This window comes from Acidimicrobiales bacterium (assembly GCA_041394185.1).
Taxonomy (GTDB): Bacteria; Actinomycetota; Acidimicrobiia; order Acidimicrobiales; family Poriferisodalaceae; genus JAAETH01.
The window spans coordinates 223,235-245,699 of record JAWKIQ010000005.1 but is presented as its reverse complement, the minus strand read 5'-3'; the positions used below and the strand labels follow the sequence as shown (position 1 = coordinate 245,699).

The 22,465-nt window shown below is 64.9% G+C and carries 10 protein-coding genes; 5 read left to right on the top strand and 5 right to left on the bottom strand.

All coding sequences use genetic code 11. The annotated features are described in order from the left end of the window. The first annotated feature begins 72 nt into the window (after positions 1-72). Genes pheS through R2770_21200 form a run of 3 tightly spaced genes read left to right on the top strand, consistent with a single transcriptional unit; the run spans position 73 to position 5,159 of the window. On the top strand, positions 73-1,110 hold the full coding sequence (pheS, locus tag R2770_21210) for a phenylalanine--tRNA ligase subunit alpha (GenBank protein ID MEZ5282982.1): 1,038 nt from the start codon (positions 73-75) through the stop codon (positions 1,108-1,110). 9 nt (positions 1,111-1,119) lie between these two features. Then, entirely contained in the window at positions 1,120-3,477 is a 2,358-nt protein-coding gene (gene pheT, locus R2770_21205) for a phenylalanine--tRNA ligase subunit beta (GenBank protein ID MEZ5282981.1), read from the top strand. 56 nt (positions 3,478-3,533) lie between these two features. After that, a complete protein-coding gene (locus tag R2770_21200) occupies positions 3,534-5,159 on the top strand; it encodes a S8 family peptidase (protein ID MEZ5282980.1) in 1,626 nt (541 codons plus the stop codon). Here R2770_21200 and R2770_21195 read toward each other — a convergent pair. Both R2770_21195 and R2770_21190 read right to left on the bottom strand, forming a co-directional pair. Beyond that, the gene (locus R2770_21195; protein MEZ5282979.1) at positions 5,153-7,216 is read right to left on the bottom strand and encodes an acyltransferase; all 2,064 of its coding nucleotides are present in this window, start codon (positions 7,214-7,216) and stop codon (positions 5,153-5,155) included. The genes R2770_21200 and R2770_21195 overlap by 7 nt on opposite strands. Beyond that, positions 7,209-8,780, bottom strand: a complete 1,572-nt coding sequence (locus tag R2770_21190; GenBank protein ID MEZ5282978.1) for a Rieske 2Fe-2S domain-containing protein — start codon at positions 8,778-8,780, stop codon at positions 7,209-7,211. The genes R2770_21195 and R2770_21190 overlap by 8 nt, the downstream gene beginning before the upstream one ends. A gap of 437 nt (positions 8,781-9,217) precedes the next feature. Here R2770_21190 and R2770_21185 point away from each other — a divergent pair, with 437 nt between their 5' ends. Next, positions 9,218-11,374: an alginate lyase family protein gene (locus R2770_21185; GenBank protein ID MEZ5282977.1), complete on the top strand. Its 2,157-nt coding sequence runs from the start codon at positions 9,218-9,220 to the stop codon at positions 11,372-11,374. 26 nt (positions 11,375-11,400) lie between these two features. Here the strand turns inward: R2770_21185 and R2770_21180 are convergent, their stop codons facing one another. Beyond that, complete coding sequence (locus R2770_21180; GenBank protein ID MEZ5282976.1) at positions 11,401-12,861, bottom strand: L,D-transpeptidase family protein; 1,461 nt, start codon at positions 12,859-12,861, stop codon at positions 11,401-11,403. Between the two features lie 135 nt (positions 12,862-12,996). On the opposite strand from R2770_21180, the gene R2770_21175 reads away from it, so the two are divergent. Beyond that, a complete protein-coding gene (locus R2770_21175; protein ID MEZ5282975.1) occupies positions 12,997-14,580 on the top strand; it encodes a sulfatase in 1,584 nt (527 codons plus the stop codon). Here R2770_21175 and R2770_21170 read toward each other — a convergent pair. Next, on the bottom strand, positions 14,577-15,272 hold the full coding sequence (locus R2770_21170; protein MEZ5282974.1) for an alpha/beta hydrolase: 696 nt from the start codon (positions 15,270-15,272) through the stop codon (positions 14,577-14,579). The two genes, R2770_21175 and R2770_21170, sit on opposite strands and share 4 nt — an antisense overlap. A 72-nt stretch (positions 15,273-15,344) precedes the next feature. Continuing rightward, positions 15,345-22,442, bottom strand: a complete 7,098-nt coding sequence (locus R2770_21165; protein MEZ5282973.1) for a hypothetical protein — start codon at positions 22,440-22,442, stop codon at positions 15,345-15,347. Between the last annotated feature and the right edge of the window lie 23 nt (positions 22,443-22,465).

The following is a 22,465-nucleotide window of genomic DNA, read 5'->3' as shown; positions in this document are numbered from 1 at the left end:
GGTGGTGGTGCTTGCCGGTGAAGTGTCGCAACTCGACAGGTTGAACGGGTTTGGTGCCCTACGATCTTTGGCGTGTCAGTGCACGATCAGATCGAAAGCGCTCGCGCCGAGGCCCTCGAGATGGTGGCAGCCGCCACCGACCTCGATGCCCTGAAGGCGGTCGAGCCGACGTTGTTCGGGAAGAAGTCTGCGCTTGGCGGCCTGAAGCGGCTGATGGGTCAGGTCGACCCGTCCGAGCGCGCCGGCGTGGGCCAGGCCCTCAACGCCGCGCAGCAGGCGGTGCGCGACGAGTTCGACGCCGCTCGGACGCGCCTGGCCGCCGTCGCCCGGCGCCTGCAGCTCGAAGACGAGCGAATGGATCTGACAGAGGTTCCCTATGAGCCCAACCTCGGCCATCTGCACCTGGTGACCCAGACCACCCAACGTCTCGAGGACGTGTTCGTCGGCATGGGCTTCACGGTGTCGGAGGGGCCAGAGGCCGAGACCGACTGGTACAACTTCACGGCGCTGAATCTGCCCGAGTGGCACCCGGCCCGCTCGATGTGGGACACGCTGTATCTCGACCTGGGCTCTGGCGACGATGTTGTGCTGCGAACCCACACCTCACCGGTGCAGGTGAGGGTGATGGAGAAACAAGAGCCGCCCATCTACACGGTGTGCCCGGGCCGGGTGTTCAGACGCGACACCGCAGATGCGTCGCACCTTCCCGCGTTCCACCAGATCGAGGGCTTGGTGGTCGACCGGGGGATAACGCTGGGCGATCTGGCCGGGACTCTCGACGAGTTCACTTCTGCGTATTTTGGGGAATCGATCAAGAGCCGCCTTCGCCCGTCGTACTTCCCGTTCACCGAGCCCTCGGCCGAGTTCGACATCACCTGCACGATCTGTGAGGGTGCGGGATGCCAGACATGTTCTCGCACCGGTTGGGTCGAGTTGGGCGGGTGCGGAGTGGTTCACCCCAACGTCTTGAGCAACGTGGGTATCGACCCCGAGGAGTTCTCGGGATTTGCGTTCGGATTCGGCATCGACCGTCTGGCCCTGATGCGCCACGGCATCGGCGATCTGCGCGACATGTTCACCAACGACGTACGTTTCTTGACCCAGTTCTGAGGAAGACTTATGAAGGTTCTGTTGAGCTGGCTTCGCGAGTTCGCTCCCATCGAGGGTTCGCCTACTCAGATCGCCGACCAGATGTCGATGCTGGGCATGGCGGTCGAGTCGATGGATGTGTTCGACCCGATGGAGTCGATCGTGGTGGCGCGGGTGCTCGATCTCAAACCACATCCCGATGCCGACCGGATTCAGCTGGTAGACGTCGATCCGGGTGACGGAGGCCCCCTGCAGATCTGCTGCGGGGCTTTCAACATGGCGGTCGGTGATCTGGTGCCTCTGGCGACCATCGGCACAGTCATGCCCAATAGCATGGAGATCGCCAAGCGCAAGATGCGTGGCGAAGTGTCCAACGGCATGTTGTGCTCTGCGGCCGAGATCGGGCTCGGGTCAGATCATGCGGGCATCTTCGTGCTGCCGTCCGACATGGAGGTGGGCCGTCCGCTGATGGCTCAGCTGGGGCTGGCGGGCGATGTCTTGTACGACCTCGAGATCAACCCCAACCGCCCCGACGCCATGTCGGTGGCGGGGGTGGCGCGCGACCTGGCTGCCCAACAGGGTGTGCCCTTCGCCATTCCGGCGTGGGAGGTCGACGAAACCGGCGAGCGGGTCGAAGATATCGCCAGCGTCTCGATCCACGACCCAGACCTGTGCGGTCGTTTCGTTGCCAGGGTGCTGCGCAACGTAACCGTAGGGGTGTCGCCCATCTGGATGCGCATGCGGCTGACCCTGTGCGGCATGCGGCCCATCAATAGCGTGGTCGATGTGTCCAACTACGTGATGCTCGAATTGGGCACACCGAACCACACGTATGACCTCGACAAGGTGCCAGGCGGCCATCTGGGGGTGAGACGTGCAGTTGAGGGTGAGACAATCACCACTCTCGATGATGCGACTCGCACTCTCCGGGCGACCGACGGGGTCATAGTTGATGCAAACGATGTGGCCATCGGAATCGCGGGAGTGATGGGTGGGGCTTCGACCGAGATCGGAGACTCGACATCGGCGGTTCTGCTCGAGATGGCCTGGTGGGACGAACGCTCGATAGCCGTCAGTTCGGCGTCGCTGGGGCTGCGCAGCGAGGCATCGGCGCGCTTCGAACGTGGAACCGACTGGGACCTCAACCTCAATGCCGTGAACCGATTCTGTTCTCTGCTGTCGCAGCAGGGCGCAACGGTCGCCAGCGGCGCAATAGACGTGGTGGGCAACCTTCGACCCAGGCCGGTCGTTCCGGTGCGGGTGGCGCGCGTCAACCACATGCTGGGTACCGATCTCAGCGGCGACCAGATCGTTGCGCTGCTCGAGCCCATCGGATTCGAGTGCGAACTGGCCGACGGGGTCATCACCACCACCATCCCGACGTTTCGACCCGACTGTGAGGTCGAGATCGACGTCATCGAGGAGGTGGCGCGTCACCACGGCTATGAAGCCATCGACAAGACCGTTCCGAAGTCGCCCGTGGCGGGCCACCTGACGGCCGATCAGCAGGCCAGGCGCGCCCTCAAGGCCACGCTGGCGGGTGCCGGCTTCAACGAGATAGTGCCTTCGCCGTTCCTGTCGCCCGATGCGGTGTCGCGTTCGGGGCTCGACCTCGAAGCGGTGGTGAGGGTGCGAAACCCGCTCGCGGCCGAGGAGTCGATCATGCGCCCTTCGCTGCTGCCCGGCATGCTGGCGACCATCGCATACAACCACTCGCACCGCAGCGGCGACGTCTCGCTGTTCGAGATCGGCAACACTTTTGGCCTTCCCCTCGGTGGCGAGGTTCTGCCCAACGAGGTCGCTTGGCTGGCGGTTGCGGTGTCGGGAGCTGATGCCACGGTGGCCAAGCGCGTTTGGGACATGGTTTCGGCCAGCGTCGGAATTGACGGCGCCACCCTGACCAACCGGGACGATCTGCTGGGCTTGCACCCGACCCGGGCCGCGGAGATATCGCTGGACGGGCGCGTCGTGGGGCGCCTGGGCGAGGTCGACCCGGGCGCACTCGAGAGTTGGTCGATTGCCGGGCGTGTCGCGTGGCTCGAGGTCGAGGTGGCCGCCCTGCTTGGTGCCAGGGTCGAGTCGAAGCCATACGTGGTCGTCAGCACCCAGCCCACGAGTGACATCGACTTGGCGTTCACAGTTCCAGACGACATCCAGGCATCGACGGTCGAGGCCACGCTGGTGCAAGCGGCCGCCGACGAACTGGCAGCCATCAAGCTGTTCGACGTGTACCGGGGCGCCCAGGTGGGCGACGGTGCACGCAGCGTCGCTTGGGCGCTCAGGCTGCAGGCGGCCGACCGCACGCTGACCGACTCGGATATCGCTGCGATCCGCCAACGTTGTATCGACGCTGTAGAGAAGGCCCACGGCGCATCATTGCGGGCCTGACGGCCTCACATCTGCCCGATCCATAACACCCGGCCCAGTTTCTCCGATGGAGAGGAATGCGTTCGTGGTTGTTGCGGTTGGTGGCCGGGTCGGTGTTCGCGACCGCGGTCTCGGCCTTGACGCTGGGCGCAACCCCTGCCGACGGCTCCGAAGCCACCTCGGTCGAGCCGCAGCGCTACGTGGTGATGGAGTCTCCAGAGGCGCTCGATGAAGTCGACCCCGCTGTCGCCCGTCTTGGCGGCGCCATCACGGCAGCCAGCTTCCCGCAACCGACGGTGGCAGACCAAGTGGCGGCCGTCGTGGGCGCCGGGCCGATCGAGCGCCTCGAAACGATCGATGCTGCGGTTGTCGAGCTGACCGCGGAGCAGATCGAGACGCTGCGGGCCGACCCGCGGCTGATAGTCGAACGCGACATCGAGGTGGGCGTCGCCGAGAACGAGCTGCCGTGGGGCGTAGACAGGCTGGATCAAACCTCACCCGAGCTAGATGGCCGCTTCGCGGCGCGCTTCGACGGTGGCGGGGTGAGGATTTTTGTCGTCGACTCGGGTGTGCGAGCCGACCACCAGCAGCTCGCGGGTCGAGTGGTGGACGGTTTCGACCTGTTCGACGAAACCTCTTCTGGCACCACCGATTGCCATGGGCACGGCACCCACGTCGCGTCGGTGGTGGCGGGCAACACGGTTGGGGTGGCACCGGGTGCAACCATCGTGCCGGTGCGGGTTCTCGACTGTTCCGGGCAGGGACACACGTCGGGCGTTGCCAGAGCTGTCGACTGGATCATCGCCAATCACGAGGCTCCCGGTGTGATCAACATGTCGATCGGAGGCGAACCAAGCGATGTGTTGGACGCTGCGATCGCTCGCGCCCACGCTGTTGGTTTCGTGGTGGTGGCGGCTGCCGGAAACTCCGCAGACGATGCTTGTGAGACGTCGCCGGCGCGAGCCGCCGAGGCGATCACTGTCGGGGCGGTGGGTCGCAACGACGTATACGCCAGTTGGTCGAACAAGGGTCCGTGCGTCGACATGGCCGCTCCGGGCCTTGCAATCGTGGGCGCCAATGCCCGGTCGGGCGTCGGCCTTCGCACCATGTCTGGTACATCCCAGGCGGCACCTCACGTTGCGGCGCTGGCTGCGATGTTGATCCAGTCTGGGGTGGTCGACCCAGCGGCAGTTGCCGCTGAGCTCGAAGCAGCGGCCCACTCCGCGGGCGTTGTGGTGGCTACCGGCGATGGGGCCGTTGTGGTTGCGACGCTGCCAGAACGGGTGCGTCACCATGTGTCATCGCTCGATGTGAGGGTTGCCGAGAGCCCGGCGCCGGTCATCACCGCGTCTGTAACAACCGACGCCGATGTTCGGGTGCTGCTCGTGGGCGGTCCCGAAGGCCCCGATTCTGCTTCTGCCAGCGAGGCGGTTGTGGTGGCCCGCCCAACCGACGGTACGGCGCTGGCCACGTTCGCGGTCGAGCCGGGGCGCTATCGGGTACAGGTCGCTGGGTTCGGGTTCGCCGCCGAGGTTGTCGCGTCGGGGCCCGCCGAGACCCAGTACCGGATCGATGGAGCGCTGCTGGGGTTGGAAGGTGTCACCCTCTTGATCGGCGCCGCGCCGGCGGACACGCCAGATGGGGGTCTCCGGTTCGGGCCTACCGGGCGCAGCGTGGACTTGGTCGGCTCACCGGCTCAGTAGTCGACAGGTACTTCCAGCAGCGCCTGCTCGATTCTGGCCCAGATGAATGCGCCTCCAAGCGGGCCATAGTGAACTCCGTCCCACCGCAGATTGACGTCGTCACCCACCGACTCGTCGGTGCAGAATTCGGCCGGTGGCGTCACCACTGCGACGTCGTCGGGGTAGGTGCTGGCGACCTGTCGAATCAGCTCGGTCAGGTGCTGGGTGCGTTGGCGGTCGCCGCGCTCGGGCAGGGCTACGAGGCCGCCGCCGTCTACGGGTGACCAGCACGGGATCTCCATCAGCGCGACCTCGGTTCCGGTTTCGAGCAGTGCGTCGATGCCGGCCGAGAGCCCAGCGGTAACGATTGCGTCGTGGTCTGGTGAGCCAAAGACGATCTCGCGCCCGTCGACGACCAGATCGAATACCTCCCATGCACCGATGGTCACGAGCGTGACCTCGTTACCGGCAGCGCCGCGCGCCCAGCGTGCCGGCAGGTCGGTACATGCTTCGAGGTTGCGGATGGTGCGCCCGTTCGATTTCAGAACGCCGTTTTCGATGACCCCGCATCCCTCGACGCCCGCATTGTCGACGGTGATGCTGTCGATGTCGGACGGGAAGTTGATGGCCATCGTGATGCCGACGCTGTCTCCGGTGACCGCAACCGAACGCGGCAGGCGTGCCTGGGTGGTGGTGGTTGGCTCAGTCGTCGATGTGGTGGTCGACGTTGTCTGCTGGCCGGTGGTCGTAGACGGGGCCGCGTCCGTGGTGGTGGAGGCCGTGGTGGTAGTGGTCGAGGCCCGGTTGATCAGGTCGGCGACGTCGTCGGTGGTGGCGGCCTCGACGGCGGCTGGTTCGGCCCTCACCAGCGCCAGCGTCAGGCCGGCGATCAGTATCGAGGCGGCAGCGGCCACCGCAACGGCGGGCTTTGCGCCCGCAGCCCCGGCGTCTCGAAAGCGCCGCCAGGCCCGGCCCAGGGCGCCATTTCTAATTGGCGTTTCGACGTAGGTGAACGACAGTTCGGTGAGCACCAGCGCCAAAGCGAGGCGCAACCCGTGCAGTTGCCAGCCGTCGATAGTGGTGTCGAGCCGGGGCCGGGTGAACACGATTATCGGCCAGTGCCACAGGTACAGGCCGTACGAGCGAAGCCCGACCCAAACCAATGGCTTGGCTGCGAGGAGCCTCGGCATCAGCGCTGCGGCGGGATGAACCACCACGAAGATCACGACCGACGTCAACAGCCCGGTCACCAGAAAGCCACCCCGGTAAAGGAACGGGCTCAGCTCGTCGAGGCGCCAGAACATCACGGCCAAGAACCCCAGGGCGGCCGCCGCGGCGGCGTCCATGACGGCCGGGGCCCGCGGCCCGACCCTGTCGGTCATACGCCATGGCGGCGACACCACTGCCAGCAATGAGCCCAGCAGCAGCCCTGCCGCCCTGGTGTCGGTTCCGAAGTAGATCCTGCTGGGGTCGGCGTCCGGGTCGTACAGGCCCCACATGAGCGCCGTCGAAGCCACCACACCCACGGCCATCGGCACCACCAGGCGGGTTGCGTTTCCCCGCGAGGCCCACAGGCCGCCGGCGAACACCAGGGGCCATATCAGGTACCACTGTTCCTCGACGGCGAGCGACCACAGGTGGCGCAGGGGAGAGGGGCGACCCAGCGCTTCGAAGTAGGACTGGTCGGAGAAGCTCAGGAACCAGTTCGTGACGTACGTCAGCGCTGCCAGCACGTCATCGCGGATGTCGACCAGTTCGTCAGATGGCCCCACGACCATGAACGCCACGAGGGCGATGATCAGCAGATACAGCGCCGGCAGCAGGCGTCGGGCGCGCCGCAACCAGAAGTTCGCCAGGTCGATCCGACCTGTGCGCTGGTGCTCGGCCAGCATCAGCGCGGTGATCAGGAATCCACTGATGACGAAGAACACCTCGACGCCCAAGTAGCCGCCCGCGGCCCAACCGAGGTCGAAGTGATAGGCAACCACCGCCAAGACGGCGATGGCCCTGAATCCGTCTATCGCCGGGCTGTAGCCCAGCCGTGGTTCTCGAGCGCTGTGCGCCGACCCGTCAGGCATGTGTTGCTTCGACGGGTCCCTTCACGGCCAACGTCACGCCTTCGCTGTTGATGCAACGGCCCGATGGCAGCTCGAACTGCCAGCCATGAAGATCGCAGGTCAACACGTTCGCCTCGACCGAACCCACTCGGTCGAGCGCCGCCTTCTGGTGAGGGCAGCGCTTCTGGACGACCCAGCCGTCGCACTCGACCCATTCGACCTCGCCTACCGACGACTCGGCCGAGTAGTGCGCCTCGACGGTCCTCATGCGTTCTGGCGAGAGCGACTTGAAGAACGTGTACACGAACTCGTTGTAGGGGCCGTCTCGGTGGGCGCTGAACCGACACGACAAGAACAGCTCGTTGCACCAGTCCTCGACCCGGCGTCGCACGCTGGACTCGATCAGGGGACGGTGGGCTCGAAACACGAAAGGAGCGGTCTCGTCCGGGGCTGCTTCGCGGATGCGTCGTTGGCTCAGATCGATCATGATCCTCACGCCGTCGTCGGTCTCGAGCACGATGTTGGCGCCAACGCCCTCGGCCGTCTTGTCGGCCAACGCCAGGATGGGGTCGAGCCACTCGGCCATCTCGGAAACGAGGTCGGTGGTGTCGGTTGGCCAGCTCGCATGCTCGGCGGCGATCAGCTCGGAACAGTCCTGCTGGTAGCGGAGCAGATAGTTTCGCTTGTCTGCGAAGATCGCGTCGACCTGTTCGACCGGTATCGGGTGGGTCAACGACCCGTCGGTCGGGCCGCCGACCTCGAGGGTCGATCCGGGGATCATCAGCTTGCCCTCGTCGTGACCCACCGAGCGCATGTAGTCGATGAACACAGACGCATCGGGGAAGATGGTCGGCGCCGTCTCTGGTTCTGAGCCGCTGAAGTCGTTGAACTGGAACAGTTCGGGGTCGAGAAAACACGGCGGGCCCGCGGTGGGTATCACGTGGCGAGCGCCGACCATTTCTATGAACTCGACTGCCCGGCGCATCTGCCTGGCCCGCTTCTCGCCGATGAGCCGGCTCATCTCCTCTTCGGTGAAGTCATAAACCATCGGGTACCAGATGGCGCCCGAGTGCTGCAGCATGTGGGCGTCGCAGGCGCCGAACTGCTCGACAATGTCCAGGTCTGCGGGATGAGCATCGTTCTGGTTCAAGACCACGGCGGTGCTGTCGGCCACCACCAAGGCCGAATCGCCCATCGGTCCCACGTGTGGGGCTGCGAGCGATCGGATCGCTATCGAGAGCCCACCGTCGAGTTCGACCGGCTCGTCGTTGCGCGTGTGCACGAAGTGGGTGAAGCCCACGTCGCGGAGCGCGTCTTCCAACGCCGATACCCGGTAGTGGGGCAGCAGGACGCGGGCCGACTTGTCGACGTGGTTGCGCAGGAAGTCGACGTCGAGGTGATCGAGGTGCAGGTGGCTGACATAGAGGTAATCGGGCTTGGCGATGAGGCTCAGGTCGAGGGTGTCGGTTCGAGGGAACGGGAACCACGAGCCGAAGAACGCAGGGTTGAACCAGGGGTCGCACAGGATCGAGCCGCCTGTGGTTTCGATCAGTCCTCCGGCGTGTGACGTGATGGTGATGCGCACGTCTTCGAGTGTAGGAGCCACCAACAGCCCGATCGGGCCACCCCATTGGGCAGATCGACGGTACACAATCACACGAGAAGCACGTGGAGTAGCCACGGTATGGGTGTAGGCCACGCGTGGTGGTGAAGGCGGGGCTTAGGCACGTGTTTGCCCCGCCGACCTGACCATACGTGATGGTCCTGCGCAATCTGTTCGCCTGCTCGATCGCGGTCGTCACGCTGATGTCTACCGCAGCCACGCCTGGGGCGCCCGCCGCTGTCGAGTTACCCGAGACGAGGCTGGCGGCCGATGTTGCGCTGAGGGTCAATTTTCAGCCGTCGGGTGTTGTGGTGCCTTCGGGTTGGGTGGCTGATTCGGGTGAGGCGTTTTCTGGTGGGCGTGGTTTTGGGTGGGTGTTGTTGGATGGGTTGTCGCGTCAGTGTGGTGATCGTGATCGGGTGGTTGATCAGGTTTGGGACACGTTTTGTCATGCGACGACGCGTTATGAGCGGGTTGGTGGTGTGTGGCGGGCTGTTGATTCGCCTGCGTCGTGGCGGGCTGTGGTTCCTGATGGTGTGTATCGGGTGACGGTTTTGGTGGGTGAGTCTTTGGCTCATTCGTCTTCGATTGCTCATTCGGTTCAGGTTGAGGGTGTTGTTGTTCATGATCGGGTGTTGACGTCGTCGGCTGTTCCGGTGGTGTCTGGGACTGTTGATGTGGTTGTGTCTGATGGGTTGTTGGACATGACTTTTGATGGTGGTTCCAAGACCAAGGTTGTGGCTGTTGAGATCGAGTCGATCGATGGTGGTGGCACCACGACGACCACGACGACGGCTGCACCCACCACGACCACTACTTCGACTTCGACCACGACCACGACTTCGACCCCGCCGAGCCCAGAGGGTTCACCGATAGCCGAGTACGGCTTTGGTGAAGGGTCCGATGTATTCGCCAGCGACTCAGCGCCGGTGCCGTTCCCGAACGATCTCTTCTTCGGCTACTACGGACCAGGGTGGATGTGGACCAACGGTGGCGTCGCGTTCGAATCGGGTGTCGCCGCGACACCCGGGCCGGCGTCTCGCCTGACCAGCCGGTTGGCCGAGACGGGGCGTACCACCGTCGAGGTCTGGCTCGATCCCGGACCACCCGACCAGGACGACGGTGTTGTTGTCGCCCTCGCCGACACAGCAGGCTCGTACTCGTTCATGTTGCTGCGCGAAGGCCCCAACCTCGTATGGCGGGTCGGGTCCGGCTCGTCGCAGATCGCAGCACCGGCTGGGGCCGGCACACAACACACCGCCCTGGTAGTCGATGGCCAAACGATCGAGATGTGGCTGAACGGCAGCCTGATCGATTCGGTGACGGCTGCTGGTCAGAGCCCACTGATCTCATCTGAGCTGGCGCGCCTTACCGTCGGGGGTCTCGTCGACGGCACGCAGTCGTGGGTCGGCGACATCGATCATCTGCGCATCACCGACGGGGTTACACCGGCCGATCGTCTGGCCACCAGAACCGCCCAATCTCCATCCGACCTCTGTTTGCCTCCGGTCGCTGCGGTGAGGGGAGGGGCCGGCGATGCCGACGGCCGAACCTACCGGGGCGTGCTGTTGCCTGAGGCCGAGATGCTCGCGGCTTCGGCATCAAGCGCCGCGGTCGACGACTTGATGTCCAGGGCTCAGGCAATGCTGTGCCAGAGCCCGCTGTCGGTCGTGGCCAACGGTGGTGGCAACACCTGGAACACCGACAGTGCCTACACCTCAGACGGGATCTTCGACGATCTCGCCGACAGACACGACTATCGTGCCGCGGAACGACTGTCGCGTGGCCTCGTCTCGCTGGGTTGGGCCTACCGTCGCACCGGCGACGGGGCTTACGCCGAGAAGGCGCTCCAGCTGATCGATGCGTGGGCCATCGACCCCCAGACCCGATGGGTTCCGGCGGTCAGCGACACGTCTCGTGACATCGAGATCTATATCACCCAGCCGGGCATCATCTATGGGGCGGATCTGATCTGGAGTTATCCGGGCTGGACACCACAACAGCGCTCCGACTTCGAGCAATGGGCCGAACGAGCAGCCGTCGCGTTTGCTGCCGGCGATGCCGATGCAAATATCGATTCGTGGCGCATGGCTGCATCGGCGGTCGCCGCCGCCTTCGCAGGAAGAACCGATCTGCTCGACGATGTGTTCAACAGGTACGGCACCCTCATCGACGAGCGCATCTCGAGCACAGGAGTGATGTCCACCGAGATCGACCGCACCCGTTCGCTGTTCTATTCGGTGTTCCACATTTCGGCCCTGACAACCCTGGCCGAGGTGGCGCGCAGCCACGGCACCGACCTCTACGCAGCGACCGGCTCGTCGGGTCAGTCGCTTCGGACCGCGTTTGACTATGTGGCGCCGTTCTTGGCCCAAGCCGACCCGGCAGCGCAGTGGCCGTATGAAGAGATCGGGCCGCTCTGGCCGCAGGACACACCCATTGCAGTGTTCGAGGTCGCGTCTGTGCGCTACCCCGACGCGGACTATTCAGCGGTGTTCGATCGCTGGGAACGTCCGCTGTTTCAGCGTGTGGTGTTGGGCCCGGTGACCTTCAGCCACTCGACTCTGGGCCCCTAGACCCCGACCGACCTGTGTCTTTGGGTCTAGTAGACCCACACCGTGGTTCCGACCGGGGCGAGGTTGGCGTCATAGATGAAGTCCATCGCCGGCAGCGAAACGCGGGCACAACCATGCGAATCGGGCCACCCGGGGATGAAACCCGACCCGTGGATGGCGATTCCGCCGTTGAAGTACTTGGGCCTCCACAGCGCACCGAGATGCGAGATCCGCCAGCCGTTCGGGCGTTCGAAGTAGACGCTGTAGGTTCCGGTGGGTGTGCGGGCGCCGTACCAACGGCCGCCGTACTCGTAGGGAATCTCCGAACCGGTCGATGTATTGAGCGTCCAGCGGACCGCACCGTCTCGAACGAAGAAGATCAACTGGCGAGCCAGATCGATCTCGACCATGTCGCCTTCGGTGCTGGCCGGTGTGGGGCGTTCTGCAACCTCGAGCGCGTCCACCGTGGTCTGGTCGGCTATGCCCGTGCGTTCGAGCCCGGTCCACTTCTGGAATGCCATCACTGCTTGTGAAGTGACATGGCCATAACTTCCGTCGGGAGTTCCGGCCCAATATCCGAGCGAGTTGAGCCGCTGCTGCAAGACGATGACCTGAGGCCCCGATTGCCCGGGTTCGGCGGCTCCCAGCGTTGCCTCGAGCAGCCAGTACGACGACCCGTGAGAGGCCGCTGCCGCTACCGGGCGGCCCGAGTACCCACCGAAGTGAGCAGCGCCGTAGCTGCGCACCAGGCCATCGCCCATGACCAACCGGTAGCCGTCGGGTGCGGCGAGGATGGCGATGATGTCGTTGCGTCCCTCGGGGGCGGCGCTGCCGTGGAACTGGGCTGTGCCAAAGGCGAACACGCCACCGTCTGCGCCCGCCAACAAGTATCCGCCGCCGTCGGGGGCGGTGATCGCGTCGACGACGGGCGACTTGGCCCGACGCCCGGGGCCAAGAACCTGGGGAACCGAGCCGTGGAACTGGGCGTCACCAAAGGCGAACACGCCGCCGTCGGACGCGAACAGCCAGTAGCCGTCGCCGGTGGTGGTGGGCGACATTGCAGCGATGGGCCTGTCGGGCATCACCCCTGGAGGCAACACCTCGGGAATCGACCCCAGATAAGGCGCAGAGCCGAACGTGAAAACCCCGCCGTCGGCCGCGACCAGCCAGTAGCCGTCGCCGTCTGGGGTAAAGGCGATGTCGACGATGGGTGAACGCAACTGCATGCCCGATGCGTCACCCAACCACGAGGTGGCGCCACCGACCGCGACCCGGCCCGCCGCGTCTACGGCCACCAGGCCGGTTCCGGCCGGGTTGGCCGAGAGGGCCACCGCGCCGCGAAGCTGGGGAATGATTGTCGGGTCGGCGCCGCCGTAGCTGGTTACCGGGGCCGAGGGCGCAGCGGGGCCGGCCTTCTCGTCGGCCCGCGCCGGCGCTGCGGTTGCCAACACGCACATCGCGGCCAACAAGCCAGCGGCCAGCCTGGCGGTTCTCGGAGCTGACCTCATCGTGGGACTCGCATTGCTCTGGTCGATCCTCCGTGCTGACCCTGTGTTGCCGACATGCCTGCCGGGCGACAATGCTGGCCAGTCTCTCACATCGTCCACATGGGTCGCGTCGGCCCCGCGGGCTAGTTTGACGACGTGCCAGGCACCACATCAAAGCCCTCCAAGCTCATCGTCGTACTGCTCGACTCGCTCAATCGCCACATGCTGGGCGCCTATGGCGGAAGCGAGTTCTCGACCCCCAACCTCGACCGCGTGGCGGCCCGGGGGGTGCGGTTCACCAACCACGTGACCGGCTCGTTGCCCTGCATGCCCGCACGCCACGACATCTTGGTGGGCGCCCTCGACTTTCTCTGGCGGTGCTGGGGGTCGATCGAGGTCTGGGAGGAATCGATAGTTGCGTCTTTGCGACGAGCCGGTGTGACATCGGCGCTGTTCACCGACCACCCGCATCTGTTCGAGACCGGCGGCGAGAACTATCACACCGACTTCACCGCTTGGGACTATGTGCGAGGTCACGAGGGCGACCAGTGGTTCACCGAGGCCGACCCATCGTGGATGGGCACCCCCGAAATAGCCGCGGCTCGACCCTTCGGTTGGCATCTCGAGCGCACCCGGGGCATCAGCATGGGCCATCGTGGTTATGACCTGAGCCGAACCTGGTTCCGAGCCGAGGAAGACTTTCCCGGACCGCGCACCATGGCGGCGACGGCCGAGTGGCTCGAGCGGTCGGCCGCCAGCCACGACAGGTTCTTCGTGTTCGTCGACGAGTTCGACCCTCACGAACCCTTCGATGTTTCCGAACGCTGGCGCGACATCTATTGGTCCGAGCCGTGGGACGACGACGTCCTCATCTGGCCGCCGTACGCGGTGGGCCCCCAGGCCGACGGCACTTTGTCGGATGCCGAGGCCCGCCACATCAGGGCCAACTACGGCGCCAAGTTGACCATGATCGACCACCACCTGGGTCGGGTGCTCGATGTCATGGACCGCAACCAGATGTGGGACGACACCGCCCTCATCGTCTGCACCGACCACGGGCACTATCTGGGCGACGTCCGCCAGGGTGTCGACATCTGGGGCAAGCCGCAGGTGCCCCAATACGAGCCGCTGGGACACACGCCGCTGCTGGTCTGCTGGCCAGGCGTGCCCGGAGGAACGACCTGCGACGCACTGACCACCAACGTCGACCTTCATGCCACGATTGCCGATGTGTTCGCCGTCGAGGCTGCCCACCGCACCCATGGCCGGTCGTTGGCCCCGCTGGTCACCGGAGATGCAACTTCGATCCGCGACTGGGCCATCGGTGGTGTATTCGGCTGCTGGGTTCAGGTGACCGACGGTCGCTTCAAGTACGCACGCGCGCCGGAGGGTCAGAACTTCCCCTTGTCGATGTGGTCCAACCGTTGGTCGACCATGCCGGTGCACGTCGACGGGTTCAATCCTTTACCTCCGCCCGACCGTCGGGCCTGGATCGATTTCATGCCCGGATCCGACATTCCGGTGCTGCGCCAGCCCTTCGAACCCGGCGACATGTACCCCATGTGGGCTGGCAGACGATCGATGGTGGGCACCCACGCCCTCTACGACATCGCGACCGATCCGCACGAGTCCGAGAACAGGGTCGGAGAGCGGGTCGAGAGGATCATGGTCGATCTGCTGCGAACGGCCCTGGATGAGCTGGACGCTCCGACCGATCAGTACGAACGTCTGGGCATCTAGCCCGCCAGCCAACCGATCGCTTCGGCCAGTTGCTCGTGGGCCTGGTCGCCCAGAATCGGGTGGTTGAAGAAGTGGTCTGCGCCTTCGATGGCCACCAGCTTCGATCGGCACCCGGCATCTCGCCAAGCCTGGTCGAGGCGGGCCGATCCTTCGACCGGCACCAGGTCGTCGAGGCGTCCGTGAACAAAAACGGCGGGCACCGGACGGGTCGAGACCACCTGGGCCGGGTCGAACTGCGCCGGGTCGGCGCCGTTGGGCAGGCGGTCCTGCAGGGATGAACCGATTCGTGGAACGGGCGCCAACAGCGACATGCCGACGATCGCTGTCGAGATGTCGCGCAGAACGGGCACCATCGCCAGGTAACCGCCTGCCGAGTGTCCGCTGCTGAACACCGGTGATGTGCCTGCGACGTTGCCCGCCACCCAGTCGAGCCCGGCCTCGGCGTCGTCGAGTAGATCGTCGATGGTCAGTTCGCCCGTCAGGTGTCTGTACGACAGCGAGACGAATGCCTGCGATCGCTCGAGGTGGGCCTCGGCGAAGCGATAGCCCCATGTGGGGTCGCCCATTGTGAAGCCGCCTGGGTGGAAGAAGGCCACCGTGGCGGCCGGTTCGGCGGTGGGCTTGAACACGTGTGCATCGAGAACGATGCCCGCCGCCGATTCGAACTGGTGGGTCTCGGGACGCACGATCATCCCACCGATGCTACGCGCCCGCCGGCGGCGCGCCCGGAGTCTGGCGTATGCACCGGGCTGGTCGGCAATGCGTCAGCCGCAGCCGTCGTCCCAGATGGTGTCGAAGCCCTCGATGAAGGTGGTTGTCAGCGACGAGGCCCTCAGGCAGTGATTGCCGCGCAGATACAACGTGGTGAGGCCGGTCAGGTTCGACAGGGTGTCGGGAACCGTGCCCTCGAACTGGTTGCTGTTCAGATACAGGATGTCGAGAGTGTTGGCATCTCCGATCTCGGCGGGAATCACCCCGCCGATGAAGTTCCCCTCGACCCTGAACGAGATGATGGCGGCCATGTCGCCGATGGTCGACGGCAGCTCGCCCTCCAGCACGTTGTTCCACCCGTACCAGTACTGCAGGCGGTCCATGTTGCCCAGCCCGAAGGGCAGCGACCCGGTCATGGTGTTGTCGTAGTAGTAGAAGTGGGTCAGGTTGCTCGCCTGCGTCAGCTGGTTGGGAATCTCACCGTCGAGCCGGTTGCCGTGCACCAGCAGCAGGCCCAGGTTCGATAGACCGCCCACGGTGCTGGGCACCGTGCCGGTGAGGTTGTTGTTGCCGAGGTGCAGGTAGTACAGAGCGCTCATCGAGCCGATGGTGCTGGGTATGGTGCCGTTCAACTGGTTGTTGTAGGCGTAGAAGTAGCGCACCTTGGTCATGCCGCCGATGGCGGGGTCGATGGTGCCGTTCAGGTCGTTGTCGTGGACGTAGAACTCGGTGACGCTCTCGAGGTTGCCCACGCCCGCTGGAATACCACCGGTCAAGCGGTTGCCGGACGCATTGAAGTACGTCATCTTCGTGAGGTTGCCGATGCTGTTGGGGATGGAGCCCGACAGCAGGTTGTTGTAGAGACGAAGCTGCAACAACTCGGTGAGACCACCGATTCCGGCGGGGATCGAGCCGGTCAGCTGATTGTCGTGGAGGTACAGGTACCGCAGCGCGGTGGCCCCGCCGATGTCGGTGGGAATGATGCCGTCGAGCCGGTTGCCGTGCAGATAGAGCTGGTCGAGGTTCTTCAGGTCACCGATGCCGGTGGGCACCCCGCCCGTCAGCTGGTTGCCCGATGCGTGCAGGATGTACAGGTTGGTCATGCCGCCGATGTCGGACGGCAACGAACCCGTGAGGTTGTTGGTGTGCAGGTACAGGTAGATCAGCGAGGTCATGCCGCCGATGCCGGCCCCGACCGAGCCGTCGAGCCGGTTGTTGTGCAGGTACAGATAGGCGAGGTCGCTGAGGCCGCCGAACGAACCGGGCACGCCACCGGTCAGGAAGTTGTTGGACAGGTTCAGGTAGTAGAGCGTCGAAGCGTTGCCCCAGTTGGCAGGGATCGGTCCGTCGAGGTCGTTGTTCGGGAGGTGGATGTACAGAAGGTCCGGAAGGTCGCCGAAGCCGTCAGGCAGCGGGCCGGTCAACTGGTTGTTGTAGGCGTAGAAGTAGCGCAGGCTGGTCATCGTGCCGACACCGGCAGGAATGGGACCGCTGAGCTTGTTGTCGTACACGTAGAAGTGCGTCACCTGCGTCAAAGTGCCGATGGTCGACGGGATAGACCCGGTCAGCCGGTTGTCGCCGGCTTCGAAGATGACGAGGTTGGTGAGTGCTCCGATGGTGGTGGGAATGGTGCCCGTGAGGTCGTTGCCCAGCACGTACAGATAGCGCAGGTTGCCCAGCAGCCCCAGCTGGCTGGGGATCGAGCCGGTGAACTGATTGCGGTGCAGGTACAGGTGGGTCAGCTTGATCATCCCGGCGAAAGTCGGGATCGAGCCGCTGAGCCTGTTGTCTGACACGTGCAGATACTCGAGGTTGGTCAGATTCGTGATGCTGGCCGGAATCGGGCCAGACAGGTTGTTGCGGTACAACCACAGATGGGTGAGTGTCGCGATGTCGCCGATTTCTGACGGGATCGACCCCGAGAAGCGGTTGGCGCCCAGTTCGAGCCGCCGAAGCACCGGCGCGTCGCCCAAGGTCGTGGGCAGGGTGCCGCTGAACTCGTTGTAATGCAGATACAGCTCGTTCAGCTGGGGGAGTGTGTCGAGCCACGACGGCAGGGGGCCGGATAGCTGGTTATAGGCCAAGTGCACGTAGTACAGGTTTGGGTGAGCGGTGAGGCTTGGCGGCAACGTGCCCGTGATGGCATTGCGGTACCCAACCAGGTAGCGCAGGCTGGTCAGCGAGCCGATGTCGGCGGGAAGGGTGCCGCTGATGGAGTTCTCGTAGAAATACAGGTACTGCAGCGCGGCCATGGCGGTGAGCGTTGCCGGCAGCGGCCCCGACAAGCCGTTGCGGTCGATGTACAGGTGGGTCAGGGCGGTGAGGTTGCCGAGGTCGTCGGGCAGCGTGCCGACCAGGCCGTTGTTTCGCAGGCGCAACTCGGTGATGCGGCCGCCCGAGATGGTCACGCCGTACCAGTTGGCGAGGTTGGTGTCGGTCAGCCATCCGGTCTTGTCGGTCCACCCGGCGCCGTTGGTTGCCGAATACAGAGCGACCAGGGCATCGCAGTCGGCGTAAGGCACCGACACCTGGGTTGTGCAACCCGCCCATGGGGTGTGCGCCTGAGCGGTCAGGTTGCCGCCTTCGCCCTCGGTGCCGGCCGCCACCAGAGCTGCGGGGTCGGTCGGTGGGACACTCGGAGGTGCTGAGGGTTCGAACGGGTCGGCTCCATCGTGGTCGAGCGGTTCGACGGTGTCGCCCGTGCCCGGTTCGGGCGCTCTCGGCGTGTCTTGCGGTTCGGGATCTGGTGCAACCGGGGCTGTGTCTGTAGGTGGTTCGGGTACCAGGTCGACCTCTAGGGCGGGTTCTGGTGCACCTTCGTCAACGGCAGGTATGGCCGTCGGCTGTGCGCTGTCGTCGGCGACCGCGGCCGCGCCGGTGGCGGGGCGAACCAGCGAGTTGGCCACGCCTTGCCCGGACCCAGAGGTCGAGGCCACCGACACCAGGGCGAAGGCCGTCGCCACCGCAAGCCACACCCGCAGCACGCCGAAGGCCTTGGCATAGCCGGGGCGACGCCGTGTGAGCACCGAGGTGCTTGTCTTGGAGGCGTGTTCTCGCCAGCCGATCGCCGGAACCGGATCCAGTGAGGCGCCATCTTGTCGCGCGAGGTCGCTGGTCGATCTCGGGGCTTGTTCAGACTGGGCCCCAATGGGTTGTGGCGCGGTGTCGGTCAAGTCGATCACCTCGTCGACCAGGTCTATCGTCGGTTCGGCCGCGGACGTGTCGGCCGCCGGGCTGTCGGTGAGGCCGCGGTCTGGGTCGCTACTTGGAGCCCTGTCTTCGTCGGGCCGTTCGTCGTGGGTTGGCAGCTGCATCGCCGCCCCCCGGTCGTGCCCACCGTCGTCGGGGTCGGGTGGCTCGACATCGCCGCCCGGGTCAGAGCCGGGCAGCGGACCGTCTGGGCGGGGACGCGACAGCCACACCAGCACGAGCCCCAAAGCGATCATGGTCAAGCCGGTGGCCAGCGGGGCCTTGGTGTCGGCACCTGTGCCCACCAGGCCCGTTATCACCGTCGACTCTGAAACGTAGGTGTTGTTCGAGGTTCGCGAGTCGGCCAGCCCGCCGCTGACGGTGGTGGTCAGAACGATCTGGTCGCTGGTGGCCGCCGTGACCCTGGTGCGAATCGCCAGAGGAGGTGCCGACTGGCGTGGGAACAGGCCGGTTGGATATGTGCACGTGACCGACAGCGGTGAAGGCGTGCATGTCCAGCCGTTCGACGGGCCCATTATGGGAGTGTCCAGGCCCTGGGTGAGCGTGATGGTGATGCTGAGCGGGCCAGGGTCTTGGATGCCACCCAGGTTGCGGACGTTGACCACCCAGTCGACGTCGCTCAGATTGGTCGGCGCGTCCAGCAGGCTGGCGGTTACCGCCAGGTCTGGCGCACACCCCGACTCCCAGTCGGCGTCGTAGCCCTCGACGAAGGTGGCGATGGCCGCCGCCGCCGTGAAGCAGTAGTTGTCGCGCAGCAGCATGCCGGTCAGCTGGTCCAGGTTGGTGATGCTGGCCGGGATCTCGCCCGACATGTCGTTGCTGTGCAAGTACAGCTCGCCGAGCTGGAACAGATTGCCGATGCTGTCGGGGATGGCGCCCGAGAGGTCGTTGTAGCCCAGGTGGACATAGCGCAGATCGGTCAGGTTGCCGATCTCGTTGGGCAGGCCCGACTCGATGTGGTTGTCGTACAGGTGCAGCGTCCGGAGGTGGTCCATGATCCCGATGGTCCCGGGCAGGTTTCCGGTGAGTTCGTTGCTGTAGAGGTAAAGGTGGCGCAGATCGGGAACGTTGCCGATGCTGTCGGGTATCGGGCCGCTCAGCTGATTGTTGGCGAAGTGGATGTAGACCAGGTGGGTCATCTGGCCGATCTCTTCTGGGATCGGGCCTGTCAGGTTGTTGTCGTACGCCCAGAAGTTGCGCACGTTCTGCAGGCCACCGATGGTGTCGGGGATCTGGCCCGTGATGTCGTTGTTGTGCAGGTAGAGGTACTCGAGGTTCCGCAGGTTGCCGATGCTGTCGGGTATGGGCTCGGTCAGCAGGTTGCCACCGACGTGCAGATAGTCGAGCTCGCTGAGGTTGCCTATGGTGTCGGGCAGCCCGCCAGTGAAGTCGTTGTTGTACAGCGCCAGCGTTCTGAGGTGGCTGAGGTTGCCGATGCCGTCGGGGATCTCGCCTGTCAGATCGTTGTTGGCGAGGTGCAGCACCCTCAGGTCGCTCATGCCGCCGATGCCGCTTGGAATACCGCCGGTCAGGTCGTTGGTGTACAGGTACAGCCAGCGCAGCTGCGTGAGGTTGCCAATCGAGTTGGGCAGCGCCGTGAGGTGATTGTTGTGGGCGTGGAAGCGCTCGAGCTTGGTGAGGTTGCCGATCTCGGTCGGAATGGGACCGGTCAGCTCGTTCTGCTGCAGGTACAGCACTCGCAGATCGACCAGGTCGCCGATGCTGGCAGGGATCTGCCCGTCCAGTGCGTTGTTGTTGAGGTACAGCCACCGCAGGCGGGTGAGGTCGCCCATGTCGGCAGGCAGCGTTCCCGAGATCGAGTTGTTCGACAGGTGCAGTTGCACCAGTTCGGTCATGTCGCCCACCGACGCCGGAAGCGGCCCGGTGAAGTTGTTGTTGTAGGCCACCAGATACCGCAGGTTCGTCAGCTGGCCTATGTCGGTCGGCAACGAGCCCGTGAGCTGGTTGTCGTACAGGTACAGGTTCTCGAGGCTGACCATGGACGACATGTCGTTGGGCAGCACACCATCCAGCTGGTTGCGGTCGAGGTAGAGATCGCGCAGCCGCGTCAAACCGCTGACTGAGGTTGGCAGCGTGCCGGTGATCTGGTTATTGCGAAGGTTGGCAGTGATCAGCGAATCGAGTTGGCCGAACCCGGCCGGCAGGTTGCCGGTGGTGCCGGTGCTCTGCATGTGGAGCGCCCGCAGCTCGCGCAGCCCACCGAAGGTCGACGGTAGCGGCGAGTTGAGGGGGTTGTTGTAGAGGTACAAGTACTGCAGTCGAGCCAGGTTTCCGAACGATGCAGGCAGTGGGCCTGGAATCTGGTTGTTGGCCAGGTGCAGGTAGTCGAGCCGCGTCAGGTTGCCGATGGTGTCGGGCAGCGGTGTCGCTATCTCGTTGTTGTACGCCCGAAAGTCGCGCAGCTCGCGCAGGTTGCCGATCTCTTCTGGCAGAGACTCGATGCGATTTCGGTCTATCCACAAGGTCTGCAGAAACGAGAGGTTGCCGACCGAGGTCGGGACAGCGCCGCTGATCTGGTTGTCCTGGAGCCTCAGGTGCCGCAGGCGCGTCATCGAGTTTGCGGCCACCGGATAGGTGGTCAAGTTGTTGCTGTAGAGCTGTAGCTCGTCGAGGCGGTCGAGGTTTGCGTACGACGCAGGCACTCCGGTGATGCGGTTGCTGCCGGCATGCAGCACCCGCAATTTTTCGACCTGACCCAGCGTTGCAGGCAGGTCTCCGGCGATCTGGTTGTTGTACAGGTACAAGACCTCGAGGTTGTCCATCAACGTCCAGTTGTCGCTGAGGCCCGTCAGCTGGTTGTACTGCAACTGGATGCGGTAAACGGTTCGCAACTCGCCGATCTCGTCAGGCAATACCCCGGTGATCTTGTTGTTGTTCAGCTCCAGGTATGTGATGCCGTTGAGTCCGCCTATCTCGGGCGGCAGCTCGCCGCTGAGATTGTTGCTCGAAAGATTCAGTTGGTAGATGTCGCCGTTGCGGGCATCGACGCCGTGCCAGGTGTTGAGGTCGGTGCTGCTGAGCCATCCGGTGCGGTTCTTCCACTCGGCGCCGGTGGTGGCGTAGTACAGCGCGACCAGGGCGTCGCACTCGGTGTACGACAGGGTTATCTGAATCAGGCATCCGCCCCAGGGCGGATGTGCCTGGGCCTCGACGTTTGCGGCGAGAAACTCAGATGCCGCCGCTACTGCGGCGGCGTCGAACGGTGCTGTGCGGGCGGGCTCTTGAACCGTGCCCAGTGTGGACGGCTCGGGCGGTGAGCCGGGTGGTTCCAGTCCCGGGTCTTCACCGAGGTTGGGGTCGACCAGAGATGGGTCGTTGGTGTCGAGTTCGCCATCGCCGAGAGGATCTCCGGGATTGTTCGGGTCGCCGGGGTCGCCGGTTTCGACGCCCGGGAATGCGCCGGGATCAGATTCGCCGGGCAAGTCCTCGCCGGGTGCTGGTCCGCCACCGCCCAGAGCCGGGTCGTTGAGCGAACCGCCCGGGTTCGCTCCAGGGTCGTCGGGGCCACCGGCTTCGCCCGGTTGGGGAGGTGCCGTAGTGGTGGTGACCGTCGTCGGCGAACCGGTAGGGATGTTGATGGTGTCGCCACCGCCACCGGAGCCGTCGTCGCCCGAGCCGTCGGGCGATTCGGAACCGTCGCCCGACGCGGTGCCCGAACCGTCCGGCGCGTCGGTGCTGCCTGGGCTGACGGGTGAGTCGTCGACCCGGCCAGAGCCGCCTGGCCGCGTGGTCGTTGGTGCGTTGGGGTCGAACGTCGGCAGCTCGATGTCGCCAGTCGCATCGGGCTCGTCGCCCACCTGGGTGGTGGGGGACTGCTCGAGCTGGACGATGGGGTCGTCGCTGTCCGACGCCAACAGGCTGCGACCGAAGACGGCAAACGAGATCGCTCCGATGGCGATGAACACACCGAGCCTAAGCATCAGCGAGTCGTCGAATAGTGAAC

Coding starts and splice junctions, on each gene's coding strand:
- R2770_21165 (MEZ5282973.1), bottom strand. CDS start 22,442: ATGCTTAGGCTCGGTGTGTTCATCGCCATCGGAGCGATCTCGTTTGCC.
- pheT (MEZ5282981.1), top strand. CDS start 1,120: ATGAAGGTTCTGTTGAGCTGGCTTCGCGAGTTCGCTCCCATCGAGGGT.
- R2770_21195 (MEZ5282979.1), bottom strand. CDS start 7,216: ATGCCTGACGGGTCGGCGCACAGCGCTCGAGAACCACGGCTGGGCTAC.
- R2770_21180 (MEZ5282976.1), bottom strand. CDS start 12,861: ATGAGGTCAGCTCCGAGAACCGCCAGGCTGGCCGCTGGCTTGTTGGCC.
- R2770_21170 (MEZ5282974.1), bottom strand. CDS start 15,272: ATGATCGTGCGTCCCGAGACCCACCAGTTCGAATCGGCGGCGGGCATC.
- R2770_21200 (MEZ5282980.1), top strand. CDS start 3,534: ATGCGTTCGTGGTTGTTGCGGTTGGTGGCCGGGTCGGTGTTCGCGACC.